Origin of the sequence: Microbulbifer sp. THAF38, from assembly GCF_009363535.1 — a bacterium.
Lineage (GTDB): Bacteria > Pseudomonadota > Gammaproteobacteria > Pseudomonadales > Cellvibrionaceae > Microbulbifer.
The window spans coordinates 474,657-501,094 of sequence record NZ_CP045369.1; the positions used below are offsets into that span (position 1 = coordinate 474,657).

Annotated in this window: 24 protein-coding genes; 8 read left to right on the forward strand and 16 right to left on the reverse strand. The window is 57.3% G+C overall.

The window, feature by feature from the left end:
• Positions 1-11 precede the first annotated feature (11 nt).
• Together trpD and trpC are read left to right on the forward strand one after the other, a co-directional pair.
• Complete coding sequence (gene trpD / locus FIU95_RS02010) at positions 12-1,061, forward strand: anthranilate phosphoribosyltransferase (protein WP_152451033.1); 1,050 nt, start codon at positions 12-14, stop codon at positions 1,059-1,061.
• Positions 1,055-1,852 carry an indole-3-glycerol phosphate synthase TrpC gene (gene trpC, locus FIU95_RS02015; protein WP_172975475.1) on the forward strand — a complete coding sequence of 266 codons (798 nt, stop codon included), beginning with the start codon at positions 1,055-1,057 and terminating at the stop codon, positions 1,850-1,852. The genes trpD and trpC overlap by 7 nt, the downstream gene beginning before the upstream one ends.
• A 71-nt stretch (positions 1,853-1,923) precedes the next feature.
• Here the strand turns inward: trpC and crp are convergent, their stop codons facing one another.
• Positions 1,924-2,574 (reverse strand): cAMP-activated global transcriptional regulator CRP, encoded by a 651-nt coding sequence (crp, locus tag FIU95_RS02020; protein WP_051089460.1) that lies wholly within the window; start codon positions 2,572-2,574, stop codon positions 1,924-1,926.
• A 299-nt stretch (positions 2,575-2,873) separates the two neighbouring features.
• On the opposite strand from crp, the gene FIU95_RS02025 reads away from it, so the two are divergent.
• Positions 2,874-3,281 carry an OsmC family protein gene (locus FIU95_RS02025; protein WP_152451038.1) on the forward strand — a complete coding sequence of 136 codons (408 nt, stop codon included), beginning with the start codon at positions 2,874-2,876 and terminating at the stop codon, positions 3,279-3,281.
• A gap of 98 nt (positions 3,282-3,379) precedes the next feature.
• Here FIU95_RS02025 and coq7 read toward each other — a convergent pair whose 3' ends face one another.
• The 11 genes from coq7 to FIU95_RS02080 all read right to left on the reverse strand — a co-directional run bounded on the left by coq7 (position 3,380) and on the right by FIU95_RS02080 (position 15,567).
• Positions 3,380-4,024, reverse strand: coding sequence for a 2-polyprenyl-3-methyl-6-methoxy-1,4-benzoquinone monooxygenase (gene coq7 / locus FIU95_RS02030; RefSeq protein ID WP_152451040.1), 645 nt, complete (start codon positions 4,022-4,024; stop codon positions 3,380-3,382).
• A 56-nt stretch (positions 4,025-4,080) separates the two neighbouring features.
• Positions 4,081-5,379: a phosphoribosylamine--glycine ligase gene (gene purD / locus FIU95_RS02035; protein ID WP_152451042.1), complete on the reverse strand. Its 1,299-nt coding sequence runs from the start codon at positions 5,377-5,379 to the stop codon at positions 4,081-4,083.
• Between the two features lie 215 nt (positions 5,380-5,594).
• The gene (gene purH / locus FIU95_RS02040) at positions 5,595-7,166 is read right to left on the reverse strand and encodes a bifunctional phosphoribosylaminoimidazolecarboxamide formyltransferase/IMP cyclohydrolase (RefSeq protein ID WP_152451044.1); all 1,572 of its coding nucleotides are present in this window, start codon (positions 7,164-7,166) and stop codon (positions 5,595-5,597) included.
• A gap of 144 nt (positions 7,167-7,310) precedes the next feature.
• Positions 7,311-7,619 carry a DNA-binding transcriptional regulator Fis gene (gene fis, locus FIU95_RS02045; protein WP_152451046.1) on the reverse strand — a complete coding sequence of 103 codons (309 nt, stop codon included), beginning with the start codon at positions 7,617-7,619 and terminating at the stop codon, positions 7,311-7,313.
• Complete coding sequence (dusB, locus tag FIU95_RS02050) at positions 7,616-8,608, reverse strand: tRNA dihydrouridine synthase DusB (protein ID WP_152451048.1); 993 nt, start codon at positions 8,606-8,608, stop codon at positions 7,616-7,618. The genes fis and dusB overlap by 4 nt, the downstream gene beginning before the upstream one ends.
• Before the next feature lie 194 nt (positions 8,609-8,802).
• Positions 8,803-10,089 (reverse strand): DUF3426 domain-containing protein, encoded by a 1,287-nt coding sequence (locus tag FIU95_RS02055; RefSeq protein WP_152451050.1) that lies wholly within the window; start codon positions 10,087-10,089, stop codon positions 8,803-8,805.
• A gap of 75 nt (positions 10,090-10,164) precedes the next feature.
• Positions 10,165-11,046, reverse strand: coding sequence for a 50S ribosomal protein L11 methyltransferase (prmA, locus tag FIU95_RS02060; protein WP_152451052.1), 882 nt, complete (start codon positions 11,044-11,046; stop codon positions 10,165-10,167).
• Positions 11,047-11,182: 136 nt separating this feature from the next.
• Positions 11,183-12,523 carry an acetyl-CoA carboxylase biotin carboxylase subunit gene (gene accC, locus FIU95_RS02065; RefSeq protein WP_152451054.1) on the reverse strand — a complete coding sequence of 447 codons (1,341 nt, stop codon included), beginning with the start codon at positions 12,521-12,523 and terminating at the stop codon, positions 11,183-11,185.
• A gap of 15 nt (positions 12,524-12,538) precedes the next feature.
• A complete protein-coding gene (gene accB / locus FIU95_RS02070) occupies positions 12,539-13,024 on the reverse strand; it encodes an acetyl-CoA carboxylase biotin carboxyl carrier protein (protein ID WP_152451056.1) in 486 nt (161 codons plus the stop codon).
• A gap of 24 nt (positions 13,025-13,048) precedes the next feature.
• Positions 13,049-13,504 (reverse strand): type II 3-dehydroquinate dehydratase, encoded by a 456-nt coding sequence (gene aroQ, locus FIU95_RS02075; RefSeq protein WP_152451058.1) that lies wholly within the window; start codon positions 13,502-13,504, stop codon positions 13,049-13,051.
• A gap of 260 nt (positions 13,505-13,764) precedes the next feature.
• Positions 13,765-15,567, reverse strand: coding sequence for a protein-disulfide reductase DsbD (locus FIU95_RS02080; protein ID WP_253868799.1), 1,803 nt, complete (start codon positions 15,565-15,567; stop codon positions 13,765-13,767).
• 129 nt (positions 15,568-15,696) lie between these two features.
• Here FIU95_RS02080 and FIU95_RS02085 point away from each other — a divergent pair, with 129 nt between their 5' ends.
• From FIU95_RS02085 to FIU95_RS02100, 4 genes are all read left to right on the forward strand, one after another.
• Positions 15,697-16,422, forward strand: coding sequence for an N-acetylglucosaminyltransferase (locus FIU95_RS02085; RefSeq protein ID WP_253868801.1), 726 nt, complete (start codon positions 15,697-15,699; stop codon positions 16,420-16,422).
• Positions 16,419-16,901 (forward strand): copper chaperone PCu(A)C, encoded by a 483-nt coding sequence (locus FIU95_RS02090; protein ID WP_152451064.1) that lies wholly within the window; start codon positions 16,419-16,421, stop codon positions 16,899-16,901. The genes FIU95_RS02085 and FIU95_RS02090 overlap by 4 nt, the downstream gene beginning before the upstream one ends.
• Positions 16,902-16,932: 31 nt before the next feature.
• Positions 16,933-17,502: a YajG family lipoprotein gene (locus FIU95_RS02095; RefSeq protein ID WP_152451066.1), complete on the forward strand. Its 570-nt coding sequence runs from the start codon at positions 16,933-16,935 to the stop codon at positions 17,500-17,502.
• Between the two features lie 179 nt (positions 17,503-17,681).
• Entirely contained in the window at positions 17,682-19,445 is a 1,764-nt protein-coding gene (locus FIU95_RS02100) for an EAL domain-containing protein (protein WP_152451068.1), read from the forward strand.
• A 45-nt stretch (positions 19,446-19,490) separates the two neighbouring features.
• On the opposite strand, the gene FIU95_RS02105 is transcribed toward FIU95_RS02100, so the two are convergent.
• Complete coding sequence (locus FIU95_RS02105; protein WP_152451070.1) at positions 19,491-20,489, reverse strand: adenosine kinase; 999 nt, start codon at positions 20,487-20,489, stop codon at positions 19,491-19,493.
• A gap of 374 nt (positions 20,490-20,863) precedes the next feature.
• On the opposite strand from FIU95_RS02105, the gene mrcB reads away from it, so the two are divergent.
• Positions 20,864-23,428 (forward strand): penicillin-binding protein 1B, encoded by a 2,565-nt coding sequence (gene mrcB, locus FIU95_RS02110; RefSeq protein ID WP_152451072.1) that lies wholly within the window; start codon positions 20,864-20,866, stop codon positions 23,426-23,428.
• Between the two features lie 40 nt (positions 23,429-23,468).
• On the opposite strand, the gene hemB is transcribed toward mrcB, so the two are convergent.
• The 3 genes from hemB to FIU95_RS02125 all read right to left on the reverse strand — a co-directional run bounded on the left by hemB (position 23,469) and on the right by FIU95_RS02125 (position 26,394).
• Positions 23,469-24,479, reverse strand: coding sequence for a porphobilinogen synthase (gene hemB, locus FIU95_RS02115; protein WP_152451074.1), 1,011 nt, complete (start codon positions 24,477-24,479; stop codon positions 23,469-23,471).
• Between the two features lie 102 nt (positions 24,480-24,581).
• The gene (locus tag FIU95_RS02120) at positions 24,582-25,214 is read right to left on the reverse strand and encodes a GntR family transcriptional regulator (RefSeq protein ID WP_152451076.1); all 633 of its coding nucleotides are present in this window, start codon (positions 25,212-25,214) and stop codon (positions 24,582-24,584) included.
• A gap of 7 nt (positions 25,215-25,221) precedes the next feature.
• A complete protein-coding gene (locus FIU95_RS02125) occupies positions 25,222-26,394 on the reverse strand; it encodes a benzoate/H(+) symporter BenE family transporter (protein WP_253868803.1) in 1,173 nt (390 codons plus the stop codon).
• Positions 26,395-26,438 lie beyond the last annotated feature (44 nt).

The following is a 26,438-nucleotide window of genomic DNA, read 5'->3' on the forward strand; positions in this document are numbered from 1 at the left end:
AGGGGGACACAATGAATATACAAAAAGCCATCGCCAAGCTGGTGGATGGAGAGCACCTGACTCGTGAGGAGATGCGCGAGACTGTCGGCCAAATTATGCGTGGCGAAGCCCTGGAAGCGCAGATAGGAGCCTTGCTGATTGCGTTGCGTATTCGCGGTGAAACCGTCGATGAGATCGTCGGAGCGGTGGAAACCATGCGCGCACTGGCCACCAAGGTGGAACTCGACTTGGACAACACTGTGGATATTGTCGGCACTGGTGGCGATGGCGCGAACCTGTTTAATGTGTCCAGTGCCAGTGGCTTTGTTGCAGCCGCCGCCGGGGCCAGGGTGGCCAAACACGGTAACCGTTCGGTGTCTTCTAGTAGTGGCTCCGCTGATTTGCTCGAACACGCCGGGGTTTATCTGGATTTAAGCGCGGAACAAATGGCCCGCTGTGTGGAAACGCTCGGTATCGGCTTTATGTTCGCGCCCAGTTTCCACAGCGCCGTTCGCCATGTGGGCCCCGCGCGCAAAGCACTCGGGTTACGCACTATTTTTAATTTGCTGGGTCCCATGACCAACCCCGCGGGAGTTAAGCGCAAGGTTATCGGAGTTTACGAGAAGCATTATTGCCGCCTGTTGGCCGAGGTTCTGCAGCGTCTCGGTTCCGAGCACGTATTGGTCCTGCACAGCGATGATGGCCTCGATGAAGCCAGTATCGCCGCGGATACTTTTGCGGTGGAATTAAAGGATGGTGTTATCAGTGAGTTTACACTCCGCCCCGAAGACTTTGGGTTGCCCCGCCAGAGCCTGGACGGATTGATCGTTTCTGGTGCCGAAGAGTCTCTATCCCTGATCCGCGACGCACTGGGTAAACGCGAAACCGAAGCGGGGCAAAAAGCTGCGGATATTATCGCCCTGAATGCAGGCCTGGCTATTTATGTCAGCGGCACCGCAAACACGGCAGAGCAGGGCGTTGCCATGGCGCAGGACGCCATCGATAGCGGTTTGGCTGCAGAAAAAATTAATGACTTGGCTGCCTTTACCAGCGCCTTTCGCCCCGAGGAAGTGAAATCGTGAGCACACCGACCATTTTAAAAACCATTATCGAGCGCAAGTGGCAGGAAGTGGCGGAGCGTAAATCCCTATGCAGCCTGGAAGATATGCGTCTGAGTGCACAGGACCAACCGCCGGCAAGGGGGTTTGTCGCGGCACTGGAACACAAAATCGCCGAGGGGGAGGCCGCGGTGATTGCGGAAATCAAGAAGGCCTCCCCCAGCAAGGGAGTGATTCGCGAGGATTTTCTTCCCGCAGAAATTGCGACCAGTTATGAGAGAGGCGGCGCGGCCTGCCTATCGGTGCTTACCGATAGGGATTTTTTCCAGGGCGATGACAGTTATTTACAGCAGGCACGCAACGCGGTGCGCCTGCCAGTGTTGCGCAAGGATTTTACTGTGGACCCCTACCAGGTGTTTGAGGCGCGTGCCATCGGGGCCGACTGTATCCTGCTCATTGCCGCCTGCCTGGAAGACCAGCAAATGCAGGAACTCAATGGTCTGGCTTTGGAGCTGGGATTGGATGTGTTGGTGGAAGTACACAATCGCGCAGAGTTGGAGCGTGCACTGGTTCTACCCAACCGTTTAATCGGGATTAATAATCGCAACCTGCACACCTTTGAGGTGCAGTTGGAAAATACTTTCAAGCTGCTCGATTTGATCCCCAAGGATCGCATTGTTGTTACTGAAAGTGGCATCCACACCACGGATGATGTCGCGGCCATGCGTGGGCACAGCGTCGATGCATTTTTGGTTGGTGAGGCCTTTATGCGTGAAGAGGAGCCGGGGCGTAAACTGATGGAGATGTTTAACTGACTGCAGGTGAGAAAATAAAAAAGGGCGATGTTAAAGTCGCCCTTTTTTATGCTGTGGATTAACTCGCTTTACTAGCGGGTACCGTACACCACCATGGTTTTGCCCTTGACCGAGACGAGCCCCTGTTCTTCCAGGGTTTTCAACACGCGCCCGACCATCTCGCGGGAGCAGCCGACGATTCGGCCAATTTCCTGGCGAGTGATCTTGATTTGCATGCCTTCTGGGTGGGTCATCGCATCGGGTTCGTTGCACAAGTCTAAAAGGGTGCGCGCCACACGACCGGTAACATCCAGGAAGGCCAGGTCGCCGACCTTACGGGTGGTATTGCGCAGGCGTCCGGCCATTTGCGTAGCCAGGGCGAACAGGAATTCCGGGTGCTGACGAGTCAGTTCCTGGAATTTGGTATAGGAAATTTCCGCAACTTCACACTCAGTTTTGGTGCGCACCCAGGCACTGCGGGTGTCCTGATCAAACAGGCCCATTTCACCAAAAAAGTCCCCGTCGTTCAGGTAGGCCACAATCATTTCACGGCCTTCATCATCCTCAATCAGGACAGTCACTGAACCGCGCATAATGAAATAGAGAGACTCACAGCGGTCGCCGGCATAGATAATCGTGCTCTTGGCCGGATAGCGGCGCCGGTGGCAGTGGGCCAGAAAGTCTTCAATATTGCCGATAGTCATGGGGTCTTCGATAGCAACCGTCACGGATTTATTCCTCATTTTTAGTCTCGTGCTCTATCCCGGCTTTAGCAGCTGAGCACTATTGAATTATCGCGCGAAAAAACAGTCCCCAACAGAGGTTGGGCGCGGTAAAGTTCCGCAGTGTGACCTGTGACACCCTGTCGCCGGTGCGATTGGACTGCAAGCGGGCTGCTGCGTTCACTGACGAAAGGTATAACTTCGGAAGTCAACTTTCCGCGCGGAGGTGTTGTGGACACTATACCGGAAATACTCTGCTTGTCGGCATAATCTTGTACTGTGCTAAGCTTCGCGATTTGAATTTCAGTGGGAGCATGGCAATGCAGGGCAAGGTAACCTGGGTTAATGATTTGACCTTCGTCGGCGAAGCCGGCAGCGGTAATTCAGTAGTGATGGAAGGGGGCCGCACCAATAATGGCGTACGTCCGATGGAGATGATTCTCCTCGGTGTTGGCGGTTGTGCAGCTTACGATGTGATTTCCATTTTACAAAAGGCGCGCCAGGATATTATTTCCTGTCACTGTGAATTGAATGGTATTCGCCCGGATACTACCCCTTCACCTTTTGAGCGAATTGAAATGGAGTTTGTTGTGCGAGGTCGTGGATTAAAAGAATCCCATGTCGCTCGTGCGGTGGAATTATCTGCAGAGAAGTATTGTTCCGCTTCAATTATGTTACGCAATGCGGGAGTGGAGATTGTACACCGCTATCGAGTGGAAGAAGCCTGAATAAAATATTGCAGGAAAAAGAAGAAAAAAGAAAAGGCCCACTAAAAGGCTGTTACTTTTAGCGGGCCAGTCCATTTTGTGAATCGGTACTTAAAACTTTAAATTTTGTAACTGGCTGAGGTCATTACCTTGGATACCAGTGACATAGCGCCTTTCACCGGTGCGGGGAAGCGTTTACCCCCGGCGGCCAGCGCCGCGTGAGCGTGTTCGCTCTCATCGACCAGCATCTGCTCCACCACGGCGCGACTGCGTTTGTCCTGGGCCGGCAGTTTTTGCAGGTGACTCTCCAGGTGTTCACAGACTCTTTCTTCTGTCGCGGCGACAAAACCCAGACTGATGCGATCGCTGATTTTGCCGGCGGCGGCGCCCAGTCCAAATGACAAGCCATACCAGAGCGGATTGAGCAGGCTCGGGCGGCTGTCCAGCTCTTTGAGACGTTGCTCACACCAAGCGAGGTGGTCGATCTCCTCGTCCGCGGCACGCTCCATTTCTCCGCGAACTTCCGGCAGTTTTGCGGTGAGTGCCTGGCCTTGGTAGAGAGCCTGCGCGCACACTTCGCCACTGTGGTTAACCCGCATTAGGCCGGCGGCGTGCTTGCGCTCGGCATCGCTGAGCTCGGCTTCTGCTTCGCCTTTGGCCGGAGATGCGCGACCGTGGCAGGGCTCGCCCGGACTCAGGGTGCGCAGGGCACGATCAGCCTGAATCAGCAGGCGATCGAGTCCACTCAGATTGCGTTCGCTCATGTGTGTTGCTCCCTCTGTATGGCGGCAGCTAGAAGCTACCGCCACGACTGGTAAAACTACTTATCGCTACCGGCCTGTTCTCTTTCGATCGCGCGATAGCCGATATCCTTCCGGTAAAAGACACCCTCCCAGTAGATGGTGCGGGCAGCCTCATAGGCATTGGCCTGGGCTTCGGCGACAGTGTTCCCCAATGCGGTGGCGCAGAGTACTCGACCACCATTGGTGACCACCCGCTCGCCGTCCAGGGCGGTACCGGCGTGGAAGACCTTGGCGTTATCACTATCGGCTTTTTCAAGTCCACTAATAGCATCGCCCTTGCGGTAACTGCCGGGGTAGCCGTGTGCGGCCAGTACCACCCCAAGTGATGGGCGCGGGTCCCACTCTGCCGTTACGCTGTCGAGCTTTTTGTCGAGCGCAGCCAGGCACAGGTCGACCAGATCGGATTTCAGGCGCATCATAATGGGCTGGGTTTCGGGGTCGCCAAAGCGACAGTTGTACTCGATCACTCTGGGAGCGCCCTGGGGATCGATCATCAGGCCGGCGTAGAGAAAGCCGGTGTAAGGTGTGCCCTCAGCGGCGAGGCCTTTTACGGTGGGCTCGATCACTTCCTGCATAATGCGCTGGTAAACGCTGTCGGTCACTACCGGTGCGGGAGAGTAGGCACCCATACCGCCGGTATTGGGGCCGGTGTCGCCGTCACCGACGCGCTTGTGATCCTGGCTGGTGGCCATGGGCAGGATATTCTCCCCATCCACCATAACGATAAAGCTCGCCTCTTCACCCTGCAGGAATTCCTCAATCACTACACGGCAGCCTGCGTCGCCAAAGGCGTTGCCGGAGAGCATATCGCGCACTGCCAGCTCGGCCTGCTGCTCGGTCTCGGCGACGATGACGCCCTTGCCGGCGGCGAGGCCGTCGGCTTTGACTACGATGGGCGCTCCGCGCTCGCGGATGTATTCGACGGCCGGCTCAATTTCGGTGAAATTGCGATAGGCAGCGGTGGGGATCTCGTGGCGTTCGAGGAAATCCTTGGTGAAAGCCTTGGAGCCCTCCAGTTGGGCTGCACCCTTGCTGGGGCCAAAGATGGCGAGACCACGTCCGTTAAAGAAGTCCACGATGCCGTCAACCAGTGGCGCTTCGGGGCCGACGATAGTGAGTTCCACGCCGTTTTCCTCGGCGAAGTCCGCCAGTGCGGGGAAATTATCGACGCCGATAGCCACATTCTGCACTTTGCCTTCACGGGCGGTGCCGGCGTTGCCCGGGGCTACGAACACGGTGCCCACTTTTGGGTTTTGCGCGGCTTTCCACGCCAGGGCGTGCTCGCGGCCACCTGAGCCGATGATCAATACATTCATTCTTAAATCCCCCTAAGTCGACCACTTGGGTCCATTGGACAGGTATCAGGTGCGCTAGTTTAGCGCGGAATCATTGCAGGTGGTGTTGTCCGCCTGCAATGGGCGCCTCTTTCTGGTGGGCGCTAGAAACTGCTGGTGACAATGGCGCAGTGGATACTTCATTGTCACTAGCCTCCGCGAAGCACGATAGGTACTCCGCGGAGTTTGCCGATGATTTAGTGGCGGAAATGACGCATGCCGGTAAAGACCATAGCCATGTTGTGCTCGTCCGCTGCGGCGATCACTTCTTCATCGCGCATGGAGCCACCTGGCTGGATGACCGCCTGGATACCGACAGCGGCGGCGTTATCGATACCGTCGCGGAAGGGGAAGAAGGCGTCGGAGGCCATCACGGACCCCTCAACGGTGAGGCCGGCGTGCTCAGCCTTGATCGCAGCGATACGCGCGGAGTTAACGCGGCTCATCTGGCCCGCGCCAACGCCGACAGTACGGCCATCTTTTCCGTATACGATGGCGTTGGATTTCACAAACTTGGCCACCTTCCAAGTGAACAGCAGATCACGGATCTCCTCTTCAGTGGGCTGGCGCTTGGAGACCACTTTCAAGTCGGCGGCGGTAACAATACCGTCATCACGATCCTGAACCAGCAGACCGCCATTAACGCGCTTGTAATCCAGTGCTGGGGTGCGTTCCGCACTCCATTGGCCGCAAACCAGCAAACGCACATTTTTCTTTTCGGCAACTGTCTGCTTGGCTTCTTCGGAGACAGATGGGGCGATGATCACTTCAACGAACTGGCGTTCGACGATAGCGCGGGCAGTTGCGCCATCCAGCTCGCGGTTGAAGGCGATGATGCCGCCAAAGGCGGACTCGCTGTCGGTGGCGAAGGCTAGGTCATAGGCTTTGCCGATGTTCTCACCAATTGCCACGCCACAGGGGTTGGCGTGCTTAACGATCACACAGGCTGGCTCGTCAAAAGCTTTCACACATTCCAGTGCCGCGTCCGTATCGGCAATATTGTTGTAGGACAGCTCTTTGCCCTGCAGCTGAGTGGCGGTGGAGATACTGGCCTCAGCCGGGTTGGCCTCGGTGTAGAAAGCGGATTTCTGGTGCGGGTTCTCGCCGTAGCGCAGATCCAGCTTCTTGATAAATTGGCTGTTGTAGGTGCGAGGGAACAGCTGCTTTTCTTCGCCCTTAATGGCGCCCAGGTAGTTGGCGATAGCGCCGTCATAGCCCGCCGTGTGTTCGAAGGCTTTTACTGCCAGGTCAAAGCGGCTGGCGTGGCTCAGGGCGCCGCCGCTGGCTTTCATCTCTTCGATAATGCTGTCGTAATCGCTGGCATTGACCACGATGGTGACATCTTTGTGGTTCTTGGCCGCGGCGCGAACCATGGTGGGGCCGCCGATATCGATATTTTCGATGGCGTCCTCGAGAGAGCAGTCAGGCTTGGCAACGGTTTGTGCGAAGGGGTAGAGGTTGACCACAACCATATCGATCGGAGTGATGCCGTGCTCACCCATGATGGCGTCATCGGTGCCACGGCGTCCCAGAATACCGCCGTGCACTTTCGGGTGCAGCGTCTTAACGCGGCCGTCCATCATCTCGGGGAAGCCGGTGTAGTCGGAGACCTCTACGACGGGGATTCCTGCTTCTTTGAGCTGGCGGTGGGTGCCGCCGGTGGAGAGGATTTCTACGCCCATTGCGGAGAGCTGTTGGGCGAACTCTACGATGCCACTCTTGTCAGAGACACTAATCAGAGCGCGGCGGATTGCAACCTGGTCTGTCATTGCACTTGGTCCAACTGGTTTTGGAATAGGGTTGTCAGTGGTTGTAGCGGAGTTTGCGCTGCTGTGGCGAAAACTGCCGCCGGGAAAATAGCGAAGGGGGATGAGTAACCTCATCCCCCTTCAAAAATTCGCATGGTGGGAAGCTTACAGCAGGCCGTAGCGCTTCAGCTTCTTGCGCAGGGTGCCGCGGTTGAGACCCAGCAGTTGCGCGGCGCGTGTCTGGTTGTGACGGGTGTATTTCATCACCACTTCGAGCATGGGCGCTTCGATTTCTGACAGCACCATGTCGTAGACATCGGTAACCATCTGGCCATCCAGGTGGCGGAAATAGTTCTCCATTGCGTGCTCGACCGCATCGCGCAGGGACTGCTGCTGCGGCTGAGCCAGCTGCGTTTGCCCCCTGGAGGATACTTCTTCGCTGCCAGTATCCGGAATCAATACTTCGTTATTCATGCCGCTTGTGCCCCTCTCGTTATTCGGCGTTCAAACCACGCGTGAACGCTGGCATGTTGTACTTCTGCGCTCTCTATCTGGAAAAAGGTCTTGCGGAAGGACTCGCTGTCCGCGAGTGTCTTCAAGTACCAACCCACATGCTTGCGGGCGATACGGACCCCCATCACCTCACCGTAGAATCGGTGCAGTTCACCCAAGTGGGTGAGCAGTATTTTTCTTACTTCGTCCAATGTTGGTTCGGGCAGCCGCTCGCCAGTGGCGAGGTAGTGGGCTATCTCCCGAAAAATCCAAGGTCGTCCCTGTGCGGCGCGGCCGATCATGACCGCCGCCGCGCCAGTGTAATCGAGCACCTCGCGGGCTCTCTCGGCACTGGTGATGTCGCCGTTGGCAAAAACCGGGATCCCTACCCTGGATACAATTTCGGCAATGGTATCGAATTCAGCCTGTCCGTGGTAGCCGCAGGCGCGAGTACGACCGTGAACCGCCAGAGCGGCGATGCCGGCATCCTCAGCCATTTGGGCTACGGTGACACCATTGCGGGAATCCGTACACCAGCCGGTGCGGATCTTGAGCGTCACCGGGACAGAGACAGACTGGACCACGGCCTGCAATATATCCGCAACCAGTTTTTCATCCCGCAGCAGGGCGGAGCCCGCCGCTTTTTTACACACTTTTTTTGCCGGGCAGCCCATATTGATATCGATGATTTGTGCGCCGCGACGCACATTTTCCCGAGCGGCCTGGGCCATCATCTCGGGATCACCACCAGCGATTTGCACCGATATGGGAGCTGCTTCACCACCGTGGTCCAGGCGCAAGCGCGACTTGCGGCTATTCCACAGACGCGTGTCAGAGGTCACCATTTCCGATACCACCAGGCCGGCGCCGAGTTGGCGACATAATTGGCGGAAGGGGCGATCAGTAACTCCGGCCATAGGCGCCAAGATTACCGGGTTGTCGATAATGTAGGGGCCTATAGCAATAGACACGGTAACTCCGTTTGGGCTTTGGAAGGGCGATCTATGCCCTGGCAAAAAGGCCGCCTATGATAACGACTGGCCCGGCGTTGGCAAAGCGAAAAAGCGGGCAAATTGATCGATCCCTGTGCGTTTAGCTCGCAGAGTGGTCAATTTTGGTGGCTTTGTCCGCCAAGGCGTCAGCGACCATGGCGCCAATCATTTTCCTATGGGGCGATTTTCATCTCGTAGTTCACCGCCTCGGCCCCTGGGTCAACCACCTCAATGGCGATGTGAATGGGGCTGCCCTGGGGCATCTGCTTGCGTCCAGCCAGCTCGCCCTGCAAATACTCTTCGGGAGTAAAGCGGCGACTCGCCACCGCCTTGTTTTTCAAGTCGCTGAAATTTAGCAGCAAGTTGGGGAAAGGTTGGGGGTAGGGAGCTGAGTTCAGTAACACGGCGTCCACTACCAGTGCGCCTTCCAATTGTGGATGGCTGCGCACCATCAGATTGGAGGCCTGGATTGCATTGGGATCCCGCAGTGGGGGCAGGGCACAGCCGAGCAGTGGACAGACAGAAGCGTAGATATCGCGCCAGGGCTGCTGCTTGCTAAGCCGGTCAAACTGAAAGTAAGCCAACTGGAATAACAGTAAGAGTGTTAAAAAGGGAAGGAGTAGCCGCCACAGCCAGGGATTCACCGCTCTCTTCGATGATGCCGCACCCCAAGTCATTTCCACCGGGGCAGGCTGAATAGCGGAGATTAGTTGTTCGCGAACGGGCTCCGCCTGCGGTTCTGGGGCGCTGTCGGCTCCGGTGGCAAAGTAGGGCTCTTTGCGTCCATTACCGGCTTCCTGCAATGGTGCCGGGAGTATTTCTTCAGAGGCAGAGGGTGCCTCGGGTGCGGGTTCAGGCTCGTAGGACTCCGTTGTGGGAGCCGGTGACTCTAAGGGGTGCTCCCAGGGCTCAAGGTCGCCGAAGTTATCACTCTCAGCAGTGGGGCTGAGGGAATCCTCATCGGCGTTTGTAGCACTGCGCTCGAAATCGGGCGCATCGTTCCAGTCTGGTTTTAGTACCGATTCGAGTTCTTCCTCGGGATCGTCCTCGAATTGGTCCTCCTCCTGCAGTTCCTGCCACTCATTATCGCCAAATGCATCACCAATAAGGCTCTCTGAATTGGCTGCTGGTGTTTCGTGGGAAGTGTTTCCTGCTGATTCACGGTCTGCAGTGTTACTGGGAGAATGCTTTTCGGTGGGATTGGCGGTAGCCGCCTCCTCTGCCGGATCATCATCTTCCAGCTCGATATCGTCGTGTATCAGGAAGTCATCGTCTTCCAGTAGCGTTTCCAGATCACTGCGTGCGTCGGGGCCATTGTCGTTGAAGACGATGTTCTCATCCGCGCGGAAAACCTGCAGGCAGGAACCGCAGCGCACCGCACCGCGAGCGGCGCGAAGCTGCTGGTCGTTGATATGAAATGAGGTGCTGCAGTGGGGGCAGCGGGTTACCAGTTGAGACATTCGACTATGGCGCAGTTTATTTTACGCTCAAGTTTATCAGTCTGCCCGGTCCTCGCGTAGTGCTGGCTGGCGTATTTAGCGAATACGGGTGCCGCTCAAACGTACCCAGCCCTCGTGCTCGGCATCCTCATCGAAGTCGATACTCTCTGCGTAGGCGGTTTTTACCTGTTCTGCCTGGGAGGCGAGGATGCCCGACAGGCAGATGCGACCGCCGACTTTGGTCAGAGCAATTAACTGCGTGGAGAGTTCTACCAACGGGCCGGCAAGGATGTTGGCAAGCATGAAATCGGCACTTTCTTGCGGCATCTGTTCCGGTAAATAAACCGGGAAGCGCTGTGGATCTATGCCGTTGCGCAGGGCGTTGTCACGACTGGCGATCAGAGCTTGAGGATCGATATCGGTACCCATGGCGCGTTCGGCGCCGAGTAGCAAAGCACCAATACCGAGGATACCGGAGCCGCAGCCGAAGTCGATGGCGCTCTTGCCCTGCAGGGGTTCTTGCGCCAACCAGCGCAGGCACAGGAAGGTTGTGGGGTGAGTGCCTGTGCCGAAAGCGAGTCCGGGGTCCAGCAGCAGGTTGACTGCTTGCGGCTGGGGCGGCTCGCACCAGCTTGGGCAGATCCACAAGTTGTCGCCACACTGAATGGGCTTGTAGTGCGACATCCACTCGCGCTCCCAGTCTTTATCTTCGAGCTGGTCCCAGCGGGCATTGGGAAGGAGTTCGCATAAGAAAGAGGCGGCTTTGGCCTCGGTGACGCCTGTATCGACTTCGGCATCGAACAAGCCGGTCACCCGCGTTTGATCCCACAGGGGGACCTCGCCGAGTCCGGGTTCGAGAATGGGTTGGTCTGCGTTGTCCTGCAGGGTTACGGATACGGCGCCGGCAAAAAGCAGGGCGTTTTCGATTTTTTCCGCTTGGGCACGATCGGTGTCGACGCGGAGTTGTAGCCAGGGCATAGGAATTCCGTGGTGAGTAACTGCTATTCAGGTGGTAGGGCCACCCTGTTTATGCGATGTCCGCCGCCATCCCTGGCGTCCGGTTTCATCGTATTTTGAACGCAATTCTCTCCAACTTTGCCCCGGCTGGCGAGGGCTAGAGCCCCAGCTTCTTCTCCAAATAGTGAATATTGACCCCACCTTTAGCAAAGGCTTCATCGCGGACCAGCTCTTCCTGAAGGGGGATATTGGTCTTGATACCATCCACAACCAGCTCGGACAGGGCTACGCGCATACGCGCCAGGGCGGTCTCGCGGTCCTCGGCGTGGGTGATCAGCTTGGCGATCATTGAGTCGTAGTTGGGGGGAACCGTATAGCCGGAGTAGAGGTGCGAATCCACGCGCACACCCAGGCCTCCGGGCATATGGAAATTGTTAACCTTGCCGGGGCTGGGGAAGAAAGTCTGAGGATCTTCCGCGTTGATACGGCACTCGAAGGCGTGCCCGCGAATAACGATGTCTTCCTGCTTGAAGGAGAGCTTCTCGCCGGCACAAACGCGAATCTGTTCCTTGATCAGATCTATGCCCGTCACCATTTCGGTGACCGGGTGCTCCACCTGGATACGTGTGTTCATCTCGATGAAGTAGAAGCGCTCATCCTCATAGAGGAATTCAAAAGTGCCGGCGCCGCGGTAGCCGATATCAATACAAGCCTGTACGCAGGAGTCGTGCACTTGACGGCGCACCTCGTCGGGGATGCCGGGGGCTGGTGCTTCCTCAAGCACCTTCTGGTGACGGCGCTGCAGGGAGCAGTCGCGATCTCCAAGATGGATAGCATTCCCTTGTCCATCGGACATTACCTGGATTTCTACGTGTCGCGGGTTCTGTAGAAACTTCTCCAGGTAAACGGTGCCGTCACCGAAGGCGGCCTGGGCCTCGGATTTAGTCACGGAGATCGCGTTGATCAGGTCTTCGGCACGCTCCACCACGCGCATACCGCGGCCGCCACCGCCGGCGGCGGCCTTGATAATCACCGGGTAGCCGACTTTCTCACCGATCTCTAGGCAGCGCTCGTTGTTATCGGGCAGGGGGCCATCGGAACCCGGCACTGTGGGGACTCCGGCCTTTTTCATTGCGGCGATGGCGGATACCTTGTCACCCATCAGGCGGATTACATCCGGGTCCGGGCCGATAAAGGTAAAGCCGCTTTTTTGTACCTGTTCGGCGAAGTCGGCGTTTTCTGCGAGGAAACCGTAGCCGGGGTGTACGGCCACCGCGTCGGTGATTTCCATGGCGGAAATCAGGGCCGGAATATTCAAGTAGCTCTGCGAAGAGGGGTTGGGGCCAATACAGACAGACTCATCGGCCAGGCGCACATGCTTCAGGTTGCGATCCACTAACGAGTGCACCGCAACCGTGGCGATACCCATCTCTTTGCAGGCGCGCAAGATCCGCAGGGCGATTTCGCCGCGGTTGGCGATCAGGATTTTGTCGAACATAGTGACTTACCCCGCTCAGACGATGGTCACGAGCGGTTGATCGAACTCTACCGGCTGGCCGTCTTCGAGCAGGATGGACTCGACAGTGCCGGCCTTGTCGGCCTCAATCTGGTTCATCATTTTCATCGCCTCAACGATGCATACGACATCGCCGACCTTAACCTGCTGACCCACTTTGACGAAGGGCTCGGCACCGGGGCTGGGCGCCGCGTAGAAAGTACCCACCATCGGCGACTTCACCGCGTGGCCGCTGATCGTCGGTTTGGTTTCTTTTTCCTCTACCGCCGGGGCCGCACTTTGGGCTGGCGCTGGCGCTATAGGAGCCGGCGCTGGCGCCATTGGGGCGCCGTAAGGGGCGCCATAAACCGGAGCGACTGGCTGCGCTGCGCCGCTGACGCCGCGGCTGATGCGTACAGACTCTTCACCCTCTTTAATTTCCAGCTCGCCGATATCCGATTCTTCGAGCAGCTCAATCAGTTTTTTAATTTTGCGGATATCCATAGTTCTTTCACTCGCAGGTTTGATTCATTGATTTTGAGGCGCCATAGCCAGTTGGTGTATGGCCGCCTGAAGTGCCAGGGTGTAGCTGTGTGGGCCGAAGCCACACACCACACCGAGGGCCAAGTCGGATAGATAGGAATGGTGCCTAAATGCCTCTCGGGCATGGGGGTTGGAAAGGTGCAGCTCAATAAACGGTATTGCGACACCCGCCAAGGCATCCCGCAGCGCCACACTGGTATGGGTATAGGCAGCGGGGTTGATCACGATAAAGTCCACGCCGGTATTGGCGGCCAAATGGATGCGCTCCACCAGGGCGGATTCGCTGTTGCTCTGCAGGGTTTCCAATTGGTGTCCGGCGTCCTCACACTGGCGCTCGGCGGCCAGATTAATTTCCGCGAGCGTGGTGGCACCGTAGATATGTGGCTCACGGCTGCCGAGCAAATTGAGATTGGGGCCGTGCAGGAGAAGAATTTTAGCCATAGTGCGCCCTAGGGAAAATTGCCGAAAAACCCAAAAAATTGGTCTAAAGTTGGCTATCTTGCGGGCAAACTCGAATTTTTGGCGTATTTGCCCGAGTGCTTTAAACGAGTGTGCCGCAAAAGTGACTCCCTGTCCATGCCTGCAGGGCAGTTTATCGAAGTTAGCGGCAGTTCGGCGATATTTGGCCAAAAATTAGCGCAAAATATCCGTGCTGTGGCTTTTTTACCCCTGCAATTGGCTACAAAGGCGGAAGTTTCTTTTTACGGAATAGAGGTTGTGCGGAGCTGGCTGCCCGCGGCGGCCTCAAGCTCCATCAAAAGCTCCTCGCGGGAGAGGATTTGCGGCAGGATTTTGGCCTCACCGCCATTGGCGGGATAGAGCAGGTAGAGCGGTACACTGGTGCGACCGTACTTCGCCAGGAGTTCGCTAATATGCGGGTCCTGGTTCGTCCAGTCTCCTTTCAGCGCCACTACACCGAGTTTCTCGATAGCCTGGCTCACCGCATCGCTCGACAACACCACCTTTTCATTAGCCAGGCAGGTAATACACCAGGCGGCTGTCATATTTGTCAGTATCGGACGCCCTTCCCTACGCGCCGTCTCCAAGCGTTCGGCTGAGTAGGGTTGCCAGTAGTCGCTAGTCTGCTGTTGTGCCTGGGGGGCGGTACTGAGGCGCGGCAGTAACATCAGCGCAAAACTCAGAGCGACAACCGCCAACGAGCCCCGCAGCCAGTGCCACTGGGGACTCGGCCAGAGCCACAGGGCAAAGGCGATAGCGACAGCGCCGCTGAGCACCAGGGTGACACCGTCGCCCCCTGTCTGACGCCCCAATACCCAAAGCAACCAGACTGCGGTCAGGTACATGGGGAAGGCCAGTAGTTGTTTCAGCCGGTCCATCCAGGGGCCTGGGCGTGGCAGTTTGTCCGCCAGCGCGGGGATATAGGTGAGAAGTAGAAAGGGCGCGGCCATGCCGGCACCAAGAGCGGCGAATACGCTGAGTGCTACGGCAGCGGACTGTGTTACTGCAAAACCCAGTGCAGAGCCCATCAGGGGGGCGGTACAGGGACTGGCTACCAGGGTGGCCAGGGCACCGGAGGTGAAGGAGCCACGCAGTCCTTGGCTGTTGCTCAAATTGCTGCCAATGCCCATCAGACTGCTGCCAATCTCTGTGACACCGGACAGGCTGAGCCCCATGATAAAGAACAGGTAGGCTAAAGCTGCCACCAGCCAGGGGGACTGTAGCTGAAATCCCCAGCCAATCGCTTCGCCCGCGGCCCGCAGGGCCAGCATGGTTGCGGCAATGGCGACAAAGCTCAGTACCACGCCGGCGGCGTAGGCCCAGCCGTGGTGATGGCGCTGGCTGGCGCTTTGCGCCGCCTGGCTCACCGCCAGTAACTTAATCGAGAGTACCGGAAAGACACAGGGCATCAGGTTAAGCAGTAGGCCACCGGCAAAGGCAAAGAGCAGGGCCAAAGGTAATGTAATAGCGCTGCCAGACTCGCCCTGAGAGGCATTCGATGAGGTGCCGCCTGACCCTAAGGATGTATTCTGGAAGCCCCCGTCAACAGGTTGGATGCTGCCTGAGGCGATATCTATACGGTAGTGACGAACCTGTGGCGGATAGCAGAGCCCCGCGTCGGCACAGCCTTGGTAGTGCAACTCCAGTTGCAGATTTTGGGGGCTGCCAGTGACGGTAATGGGGAATTCCAGCTGGCCGCGATAGACCTCGGTCTCTTTTTCGAAGTAGTCATCCCAGATAACTTTACCGCTGGGTAGATCTAGGGGGATCGCGGTTTTTTGTCCGTTTTCGATACGATACAGGGCAAGTTTGTCGCGGTAGAGATAGTACTCTGGGGCGATTTCAAACAGGGCGCTGAGCTGTTCGCCGCTCAGTAGCAGGTCCTGCCGGTAGGCCTCGTCGACAGGCAGGAAGGTGTTCTCCTGCTGGCCGATGGAAGAGGAAGCAAAAGGGTTACTCCCGGCCTGAGCAAATGCATTGATCGCAGGCAGGCATAACAAGATTGCCAGCAGAGCGAGGAAATTATTTCTGAAACTTCTGGTCATCACAGCCATAGATGAAAAAATTCATTATAGTCGGGCGCATGGTTCTGACTGCAGCGCCGGACGGGGGTTCAGTCGCGTCAGCAGTATAGCGACGCCAGTGGTACAAAAAAACAACAACGGGGGATTGCTTTGCCGTCATTAGAACGCCTTCACAGCTTTGCTATCTATCTATTGATGGCTGTGTTACTCGGTGCCTGTGCTTCAAACAAGCCGCTTCCCCCTCCGCCCAGTCCACCGCCGCAAAAGGCCAAGCCTTCGACCGAGGAGGTGCGCCGCAACAATGTGGCGTATTTCTTAAAGCGCGCCGAACAGGCCTTGCGTAGGGGCCATCTGACCCAGCCCGCCGGTGCCAGCGCTTATGACTATTACCTGAATGTGCAACAGTTGGACCCCGGCAACCGCCGTGCCCAGACCGGAATCCAGACGATTGTGGTCACCTATGTGGAGCAGGCTCGGGAGGCACTACGCAGACGGGCTTTTGCGGAAGTGGCGAGCTTGTTGCGGCGCGCAGAGATGCTGGCTCCGGGTAACCCCTTGGTCGCCGAGGTGCGCAGTCAACTGGCCCGAGAGCGCGGTCGTGCAAAACTGGATTTGCCCCGAGGGGAGGCTATCGGGCTGCCGCAAGCGGAGCTTAGAGCCAGGTCTGAAAAACTCATTGCACAGCTGCGCCAAGTGGCCCAGCGCATCCGCAGTGAGCAGCTGCGTGTCATTATCGTCGCCGGGGATGATGCCGAGGGCCGCTGGGTTTACCAGCAGTTGCGCGAGGCGGTGCCCGGCTATCGGGTGCGGGGGGATATTAAGATCGGCAGTCCCGCGCGTTTACTTCTTATTCAGCCCAGTGGAGGGTATCAGTGAGAAAGACGGTTTTTTTTGCATGGGGACTGCTAATAAGCAGCCTTTTTTACACAGTGGGGGTTTCCGCCCTCACTAACCCCCTTCTGGTTGAGGGCTATGCCCGCGAGACGCCACCGGGGGCGCCGATGAGCGCGGCCTACCTGTCCCTCCACAATACCGGAGAGCACTTGCTGCAATTAACAGCCGTAGAGCTGTCTGGAGATACAAAGGGCTCTGCCAATTTACATACGACTGAGCGAGCGCAGGGTGTCAGCCGTATGCGCCCTCTGGAGAAACTGGCGATCGCTGCTGGCGAGAAATTACAGATGGTACCAGGAGGCGTACACCTGATGATTCATGGAGTACGACTCAGGGCGGGAGAATCACTACCACTGCGCCTGCTCTTTGCCGATGGAAGCAGTTTGGAGGTCCTGGTGCCCATTATGGGGCGGGAGGCGCTTGAAAAAGATCACCACCGCCATCATGGCAGTGCAGGGTAACTAGTTTTTGTTGAAGTAAAAGGAAAGAAAAATGAAGAAATTGTTGTTATTGGTGGGGGCCCTGGTCTTAGCTGGATGTGCTCACAGTCCACTACAAATTCGTCTGCACCCTCAGGTTCAGGTAGCTCCCGAATCCATTGGTGCGGGGCACAGTCTCAATGTTCGCGGGATCAATGAACTGCCTGGTGGCGGTTTGGGCTCCCTCGGCGGTGTCTATGCGGATACCTCTCAGGTAAGTATCGCCAACGACGCGGGCAGAGCCATTGCCGCTGGCTTGAGTGAGGGCTTTGCCAACTGGTCTTTCCGTATCACTGACTCGGCTCCTGAGGTGCAGGTGACGGCAAAATTGGTGAAGCTGACTTACAACAGCCCTAACACTGTCTATACCACCCAGATTGATACTTCTGCCGAAATTCACCTGGAGGTTAAGGCAGGCCATGCTACCTATTTCGGGACTTATAGCACCTCGGGTAAAGACCGCAACCTGATCAAACCCAGCAGGGAAGAGGTGGAAAGCCGGGTAAATGGTCTGCTGAGCGCGACCATGCAACGGGTGTTTGAAGATGAAAAGCTGAAAAAATTCTTGCGCGCAAATCTCTGAGTGTGCAATTTAAAGGCCTGTAGGAGAGGGGTCAGCTGGAGACAGGATAATTGAATAAAATCGGCGATCTTGGGCGATGTTAGCGTTACGTTTGCCCACATTTTGCAACCACGCTCCATTACCGGCTGTATTTGCGATCTTTTCTATGGTGCGTTTCGGTTCCCGCAGGGAGTGCGGCTGTGTCCTTGTTTGACCCTCAATCTGCTCAATACCTCGGCCAGCTAGGGGAGCTGGAGGCTCAACTCAAACCCTGTGAGCAGATTAGCCTGCAGGCTGCCGAGGCGGCACTGGGGGAAATTGCTGACGGAGTGATCGTCACCGATCCCCGCGGTATTGTTCAGTATGCCAACCCGCTGGTGAGTGAAATGAGCGGGGATCTGGTAGGGCTCTTGCCCGGCCAGCCGGTTAACGAGGGCCTGCGGCTCTGCGACAGTCACGGGGAGCCGTTAAACGCACTGATACCCGATATTCCCTATCACGAAGTGCCCAGTGTGCGAGAGATCCGCGCCTATATCTGGCGATCTGGCGAAAACCGCCCACCGCTGGAGGTCTCTGTGCAGGTGATGGCTCTGTGGGATGCCGGCACACTGAAAAACTATGTGCTGGTTTTGAGGGATACGTCCGCTGCCCGACGGGTGTCTACCCGCCTTAGCTGGCAGACCAGCCACGACGCGCTAACCCGCCTGCCCAATCGACAGTATTTTGAGGGTGAGCTACAAAAACTTCTCTCTCAATGCGTCGATAAACGCCAGCACCATGTGCTGCTGTATCTGGATGTCTACCAATTCAAAGTGATCAACGACACCCTGGGATTTGTCGCCGGTGACCAATTGCTGGTGCAGTTGGTATCGCTGCTGCAACGGGGGTTGTCAAAAGCCGATTTGTTTGCGCGAGTGGGCAGCGATGAATTCGCCATTTTGTTGCGGGACTGCACCCTGGAAGAGGGTGGGCGCGTGGTGGCGCGCCTGCGTGAATCTGTACAGGATTTCAGTTTCCACTGGCAGGGAAGTGACAGCCGTGTGGCGGTCTCGATTGGAGTGGTGGGCGTAGACCGCTTCACCCCCAGTGCCAGCCAGTTGTTGGCGACCGCCAATGATGCCTGCTGTTCCGCCAGGGATCAGGGGCGCAACCGGGTCAAGCTGTTTGGGGACTCGCGCAAGGTGCTGGAAAAGCGCCGTGAGTCCACTTGGGTTGCGGAAATTCACGCGGCCTTGCGGGAGGATCGCCTGATGCTCTATCGGCAGCCGGTGGTTTCCTTGAAAGGTGAGCGTGAGCTCCACCATTATGAAATTTTGGTACGCATGCGCGGGCGCGATGGCGGTGTGATTTCCCCGGGTCTTTTCCTGCCGGCGGCGGAGCGCTACGGCCTGATTGAGGAGGTTGACCGCTGGGTTATTCGCCGCGTGTTCCACTACATGGCCCAGGAGCAATTGATCGGCATCGACACGGCAAGCTATGCCATTAATATTTCTGGCATCAGCCTCGGCGATGACACCTTTGCAGACTTTGTGCTGGAGGCGATGAGCGAGGAGGGGGTGACTCCCTCAAGGGTGCAATTTGAGATCACCGAGACCAGTGCTATCAACAATCTGGAGAGGGCGCTGATTTTTATCCACAAGCTGCGTGCCGCCGGCTGCAGCTTTGCTCTGGACGACTTTGGCCGCGGGGTTTCCTCCCTGGCTTATTTGCGCCAGCTGCCGGTGGACTTCCTCAAAATCGATGGGAGTTTTGTGCGCAATATGCTCGAAGATGAGATCGACAGCGCGATGGTCAGCACTATTGACCACTTGGCCAAGCGCATGGGTATCAGCACTATCGCAGAGTATGTCGAGAGCCCTGAATTAATGGATAAACTCTGTCGAATGGGGGTGGATTACGCTCAGGGTTTTGGTATTGCCGCCGCCTCGGGATTGCCCGATATCGGCGAGCCCCAGGGGTTTTGAGGTTGAGCGGCCAGTAAAGGCCGCTCTTTGTTTCTGTTGGTGGCTTTAGATAACCGCCGCCAACAACTCTGAGTGTTGCTCCGCCTGCAGACGTGGGCCGTATTGGCTGACGACTTGAGCTGCAGCACGGCAAGCCAGTTCACCGGCTTCAACAAAGCCCATTTCCCGGTTGATCGCATACAAAAACGCGCCCGCAAACATATCACCGGCACCGTTGGTGTCTATTGCGCGTACCTCTGGACTGGCTACTTTGTATTGCTTGGCGCCATCCCACAGCAGCGCGCCATCGGCGCCCAGAGTAATGGCAAAACTGCGGCAGTAATCGCTCAGAGCTTCCGCCGCGGCATCCAGTGAGTCGGTGCCGGTAAAGCCCAGGGCCTCGTCGCGGTTACAGAACAGCATATCCACGCCGCCGCCAATCATTTCCCGCAGGCCTTCGCCAAAGAATTGCACCATGGCCGGGTCGGACAGGCTCAAGGCAGTTTTCACACCGGCTTGCTGTGCCTGTTCCCGCAGGGCGATTGCGGCTCGACGCCCAGTCTCGGAAGAAACCAGGTAACCCTCGATATAGGCCCACTGGGAGGACTTTAGTGCTTCGTCGTCCAGCTCGGCTACCGAGAGCTGCTCACTGATCCCCAGGTAGGTATTCATGCTGCGCTCGGCATCAGGGGTAATCAGCACCAGGCACTTTCCGGTGGTACCGCCATCTGCCTGTTGCAGGGTGGTTGGGTATTCGACACCAGCGGCGCTGAGATTATTGCGGTAAAAATCCCCGTTATCGTCGGCGGCAACCTTGCAGGAATAGAAAGTGCGCAGGCCAAAATAGCTGGCGGCGATCACAGTATTGGCTCCGGAGCCGCCGCAGGCGCGCTTGGCGGTAACCATATGGTCCCGAAGGTCGTCTACCAGCTGTTTCTGCCGGGCATCGTCCACCAGGGTCATAATGCCCTTTTCAACACCGAGAGCTTTGAGATCCTTGTCGGATACCTCGATTTCCGTGTCCAACAGGGCGGCGCCGATGCCGTAGAGATCATATTGCTGCATGTCCATCCTTTTCGGGCGATTTGTATAGATTTCCGCCGCATTATGGCCGTGATTGCAGCAAGTGCAAGGTGGTGGGTTTGACTTAAAGCGGCCAGCGTTTATAAAGGCGTCATATGCCTCAATATGAACTTATGGGAGGCAACTGCGGTCAATCCACGAACAGGTGTTTAATGTGCCTGTAAGATGACCTCCGGGACGCACAGCCCGGGATTTTGGCGGTTCACGGATGTTCCCCCATGGCGCCAGTTCAGGTGCCTGCGGCAAGATACCAGCGGAGCTGCCACCTGCTGGTGTCCTGCCTGAGATAGCGGCGAGGCTCAGGGCACTCTCTGCTATCGAAAGATGTACCGAGATGGCAGCTGGATAACTCTTATATGGCATCGACGAAACGCCGGCGCAGTAAAGCGTCAAAACCGAAAAGACGCTACCGCTGGCTCAAATTCCTGTTTTTGCTGGCCCTGGTGGGCGCGCTCGCCCTGGCCGGGTATATGGCTTACCTCGACGTACAGCTGCGCCAGCGTCTCGACAGCCGCCAGTACCAGCTGCCGGCACGGGTTTTTGCGCGCCCCCTGGTATTGCGCGAAGGCATGGCGATGCACCCGGATGAGCTGGAGAGTGAGTTTGCCGCCCTCAATTACCGCAAGCAAAAGACGCTGACCGAGCCCGGTTCCTGGACACAGGAGGGTATGAGCTATCGGGTCTGGCGCAGGGACTTTATCCACGCCGATGGCCGTGAGCCGGCGGCTATGGCCACCTTCCGCTTGCGCAACGATGAAATTGATAACCTGCGCGATGAAGATGGGCAGCGCATCTCCGAGTTTCGCTTGGACGCCGCCAATATCGGTTCACTGCTGGGCGGCGGAGACGATCGCAACCCGGTTCGCTTTACGGATATCCCACCACTGGTAGCAAACACCCTGATCGCGGTGGAAGACCAGGACTTCCTCAATCACTTCGGGGTCTCCCCGCGGGGTATCGCCCGGGCGATGGTAGCCAATATCAAGGCGGGGCGCCTGGTGCAGGGGGGATCAACCATCACCCAGCAGCTGGTTAAGAACATCTTTTTCGACCACAAACCAAGCCTGCAGCGCAAAATCAATGAGGCCTTGATGGCCGTTTTGATGGAAATTCACTATGACAAGGCCTACATCCTGCAGGAGTACATCAACGAGGTGTGGCTGGGTCAGCAGGGCGCCCGGGGTATCTACGGCTTTGGCCTGGCGTCGGAATTCTATTTCCAGCAGCCGCTGGATACGCTGGAGCCCCACCAGGTCGCCCTGCTAGTGGGGTTGGCGAAGGGTGCCTCCTATTACAACCCCTGGCGCCATCCACAGCGCGCACTGAAGCGTCGCAACACGGTGCTGGATTTGATGCGTGAGCAGGGCCTGATTACCCAGGCTGAATTCGAACACTACTCCGCCAAACCACTGGGTGTAGTGAAAGGTGGTGTGACCGCTCAGAATCCCTATCCGGCCTTCACCGAGCGGTTGCTCTCCGAATTGCGGCCCTATTATTCCTACGAGGAGCTTCGCACAACCGGGTTGCGGGTCTATACAACCCTGGCGCCCTCGGTGCAGAAACTCGCGGAAGAGTCCGTGAGTGGAGGCGTGCAGAAGCTGGAGAAAGACCGCAAGATTAAGGCGAATACTCTGCAGGCTGCCACGGTGCTATTGGATAACCGCACGGGCAATGTACTCGCCATGGTGGGAGATCGCGACCCGGATTATCCCGGATTCAATCGGGCTCTGGAGGCACGCCGCCAGGTGGGTTCTCTGATCAAGCCGGCGGTCTTCCTAACCGCTCTGGAGCGTCCCGAAGAATACAACTTGGCCACCCTAATCGACGATGCACCGGTGCGTATCGAGGAGGCCGATGGCGATGTATGGATGCCGCAAAACTTCGATAAGCTCGCCCACGGTCAAGTGCCTCTCTATGTAGCGCTGGCCAAGTCTTATAACCTGGCTACCGCTCACCTGGGTCTCGATTTGGGACTGCAGAATGTACGCCAGACTATCCGGCGCCTGGGTGTGGATACCAGCCTGCCTCATGTACCGGCAATGTTGCTGGGCGCGGTGGAAATGACACCATTAGAGGTGGCGGGTATGTACCAGACCATCGCCAATAATGGCGAGACGGTGCAACCCCGCACCCTGCTAGCGGTATCCGATGCTCAGGGTGGTCGGGTTCAGCATTTCCGCCCGCGCACGAATCGCGGCGTCGACCCAGTGCCTGCTTACCTGTTGCGTTGGGGCCTCGAGCAGGCTATGCGCGAGGGTACCGGACGCAGGTCTGCCAAGCGATTGCCCAGCAGCGTGCCCTTTGCCGGTAAGACCGGTACCACCAACAATAACCGCGACAGCTGGTTTGCCGGATTTTCCCCAGAGGTTACCGCGGTGGTATGGCTCGGACGCGATGATAACGAGCGTACCCGTTTGACCGGTTCCACCGGAGCCCTGCCGATCTGGACCGAAATCATGCGCAAGCTGCCCCATCAGCACGGTCCTGTGGAGGCTCCACGGGGGATCGAGTTCAAAGAGGTGAATGCTCGCGGACAGTTTATGGACCCGGATTATTGCCGAGGTGGCTACGAGATACCTTTCTCCTATGAAACCCACTTGCAACCGGCGCCAGAGTGTCGGGGGCAGGACCGCTGGCGTTGGTTCCGCAACCTGTTTGGCAATGAGCGTTCAGAGGCGGCACCGCGGGAGCAGATGACCCCTGGCTGGGGCAATGACATAGAGCGGCAACAACATGAGAGTGAGCGCCGTAATCAACTGCGGGAACAGTTGCGCGGTGATGATGCGGAGGAATTTGGCGAGGACTCCTCTTTAGAGCCCCTCGAATTGCCCCGCAATCAGTCTGCTGAGGTGGAATATCGAGGTGTTCCCGTTGAAGAGGCCCAGCCGGTGGGACCGGCGCTGGAAGACCAGTGGCCCTGAATAAGTAGCGCGGCGTAAGCCGCGCAATAATTACAAGGCTTCAGCCCTGCAGCAGCTGTGCGGCTTCCTCGGCAAAATAGGTGAGAATTCCATCGGCGCCAGCGCGTTTGAACGCCAACAGGGATTCCAGAATCACCGCCTCGCGCTGTAGCCAGCCGTTTTCGAACGCGGCGCAGTGCATGGCGTACTCACCACTCACCTGGTAGGCAAAAGTGGGTACCCTCAGCTCCTCTTTCACCCGACGCACGATATCCAAATAGGGCATACCGGGCTTCACCATCACCATATCGGCCCCTTCTTGAAGATCCAGAGCGCACTCGTGTAGGGCTTCATCGGAGTTGGCGGGGTCCATCTGATAGCTGGCCTTATTGCCACCCTTGAGGTTACCCGCGGAGCCCACGGCATCGCGGAAAGGACCGTAGTAGGCGGAGGCGTACTTGGCCGCATAGGACATGATCAGGGTATTGCTGTGCCCGGCGCCTTCAAGTGCCGCGCGAATAGCGCCGATACGGCCGTCCATCATGTCGGAAGGCGCCACCATATCGGCACCCGCAGCGGCGTGGGAAAGGGCCTGCTGTACCAGTACTTCCACAGTCTCATCGTTGACGATGTAGCCGCTGTGATCCATCAAACCGTCCTGGCCGTGGCTGGTGAACGGGTCCAGGGCCACATCGGTAATCACCCCTAATTCCGGCACCGCATTCTTCAATTCCCGCACGGCGCGTTGGGCCAGGCCATTGGCGTCGTGGGCAGCGCTGGCGCAGTCGGATTTCGCCGAGGGATCCACCACGGGGAACAGCGCAACAGCGGGAATACCCAGCTGTTTTAAGGACTTCGCTTTTTTGGCTAGTAAGTCCACGCTGAGGCGTTCAACACCGGGCATAGAGGCCACTTTTTGGGTTTCGCTACGGCCCTCAATGACAAATAGTGGCAGTATCAGGTCGTCGCAGCTGAGCTGGTTTTCCCTCACCAATCGGCGGGAAAAATCCTGTGCGCGCAGGCGGCGCAAGCGTGTGTTGGGGTAGGCTCCGCGGCCGAGATTTTGACTCATGGGGAATTACTCCGGCTATCGATAGGGTCGCAGCAACCCCGCGACCGCAATTGGCGGCCATCATATCAAATTGCCGCCGCCGGTGATTTCCCTCGACTCGCTTTAGGAGCTGTTTCTAGCGGTGTGAAAAAAGGCCACCAGTTTCTTGCCGGCGGTCTCGATATGCGTGGCTAGCAGGGCTGCCGCTTCATTTTCCCGCTTTTGTTGTAGCGCCTCAAGAATCGCATAATGCTCCTTCTGACTGGTGCTCTGGTAGTGCAGGCTGCGGGATTGGTAACCGATATAGCGCTCACTCTGCCTATGTAGTTGCTCCACTGTGGCGAAAAGGGTGGGACGCTCTGCGGCGAGGTAGATACAGGCGTGAAACTGCCAGTTAAGACTGCCGATCTGCTCGGCTGAGAGACTGGGATTCCCCTCCATGGTATCGAGAATATCCCGTGCCCGGCCGAGTGTTTCACTGGTGAGGTTTTTTTGCGCGAGGGTTTGTAAGAGAGGCTCCAGGCGCATACGCATCAGGTAGAGATCCTCCACCTCCAACGGATCGAACTGGGGTACGGCGACACCACGTTTGCCGTGGGGCTCCAGCCAACCCTCATTTTTGAGGCGCTGCAAGGCGTCTCTCACGGGGATACGGCTGACTTCATAGAGTTCGGCCACTTCCGCCTGCTTCAGTGCTTGACCGGCGGGGAAACGCCCGCGCTGCAAATCCGCTTTGATTTTTTCGTAAAGGTTCATTGGGCCCTTATTTATTATTCCGCCTGAAAAACCAATAACAGCCCAGCCCGCCGACCAGCCCCCAGAAAGCGGCACCTATCCCCAAATAACTGATGCCTGAAGCGCTGATAAGAAAGGTGATCACCGCCGCTTCCCGGCTTTCTGTATCTGCGGTAGCACCCGCCAGGCAGTTACCGAGTGTCCCGAGTAAAGCCAGGCCAGCCAGTGCTGCGATCAGCGCCTTGGGGAAATTACTGAATAATGCTACTACCGTGGCGCCAGACAAGCCTACCAGTAGATAGAAAAAACCTGCGGCAATCCCGGCCGTATAGCGCTTGTCCGGGTTGGGGTGGGCTTCGGGCCCGCTACATATTGCGCCGGTAATCGACGCCAGGGTTAGAGTAAAGCCGCCGAAGGGGGTGAGAAGCAGGTTGGTTAATCCGGTGCCACTGATAAGAGGAGAAACTGGTACCCGCTGATAGCCACTGGCGGCGAGGGTGGTCGCCCCAGGGAGATATTGAGAGGTCATAGTGACGATAAATAACGGGATGCCGACACTAATGAGGGTTGAGAGTCTGAATTCCGGTGTAACCCAAATGGGTTTTGGCGCTTGCCAGTGAATCTGGTCAGGTGCGAACAGTTGCAACTTCCAGCAGACCACCAGCCCACAGACGAGTACCAGAATAATGGCGTAGCGGGGTACCCAGCGCCGCCCCACAAGATAGGCTATTACCATAGCGCCCACCAAAACGGGTTGGGATTGCAGTGAGGTGAAGGTACCTAGACCGAACTGCAGCAGTATGCCCGCCAGCATGGCGCCGGCAATCGGGCCGGGTACCAGTCTGGCCACCCGTTCGAAGGCTCCGGAAACCCCCACTATAAGGGTCAGCAGAGCGCTGAAAAAAAATGCGCCGATGGCCTCGGCAATTGGAATACCGCTGAGGTTGGTCGCCAGTAATGCGGCGCCGGGAGTCGACCATGCCGTAATAATCGGTGCCCGGTAATACCAGGAGAAGACGATACAGGAGAGCCCCATCCCAAGGCCCAAGGCACCGATCCAGGAGGCAATCATCGCCTCATCGGCGCCGGCTGCACGGGCTGCTTCAAACACAATAGCCGCGGAGCTGGCCACGGCGACCAGTACGGCGATAAAACCGGCGTTGATCGTGGATAGGCTGGTATCGGATAATACGCTTCTCAAAATGTATACCTTTTAATTTATGTATACATTTTCACCCTGCCATA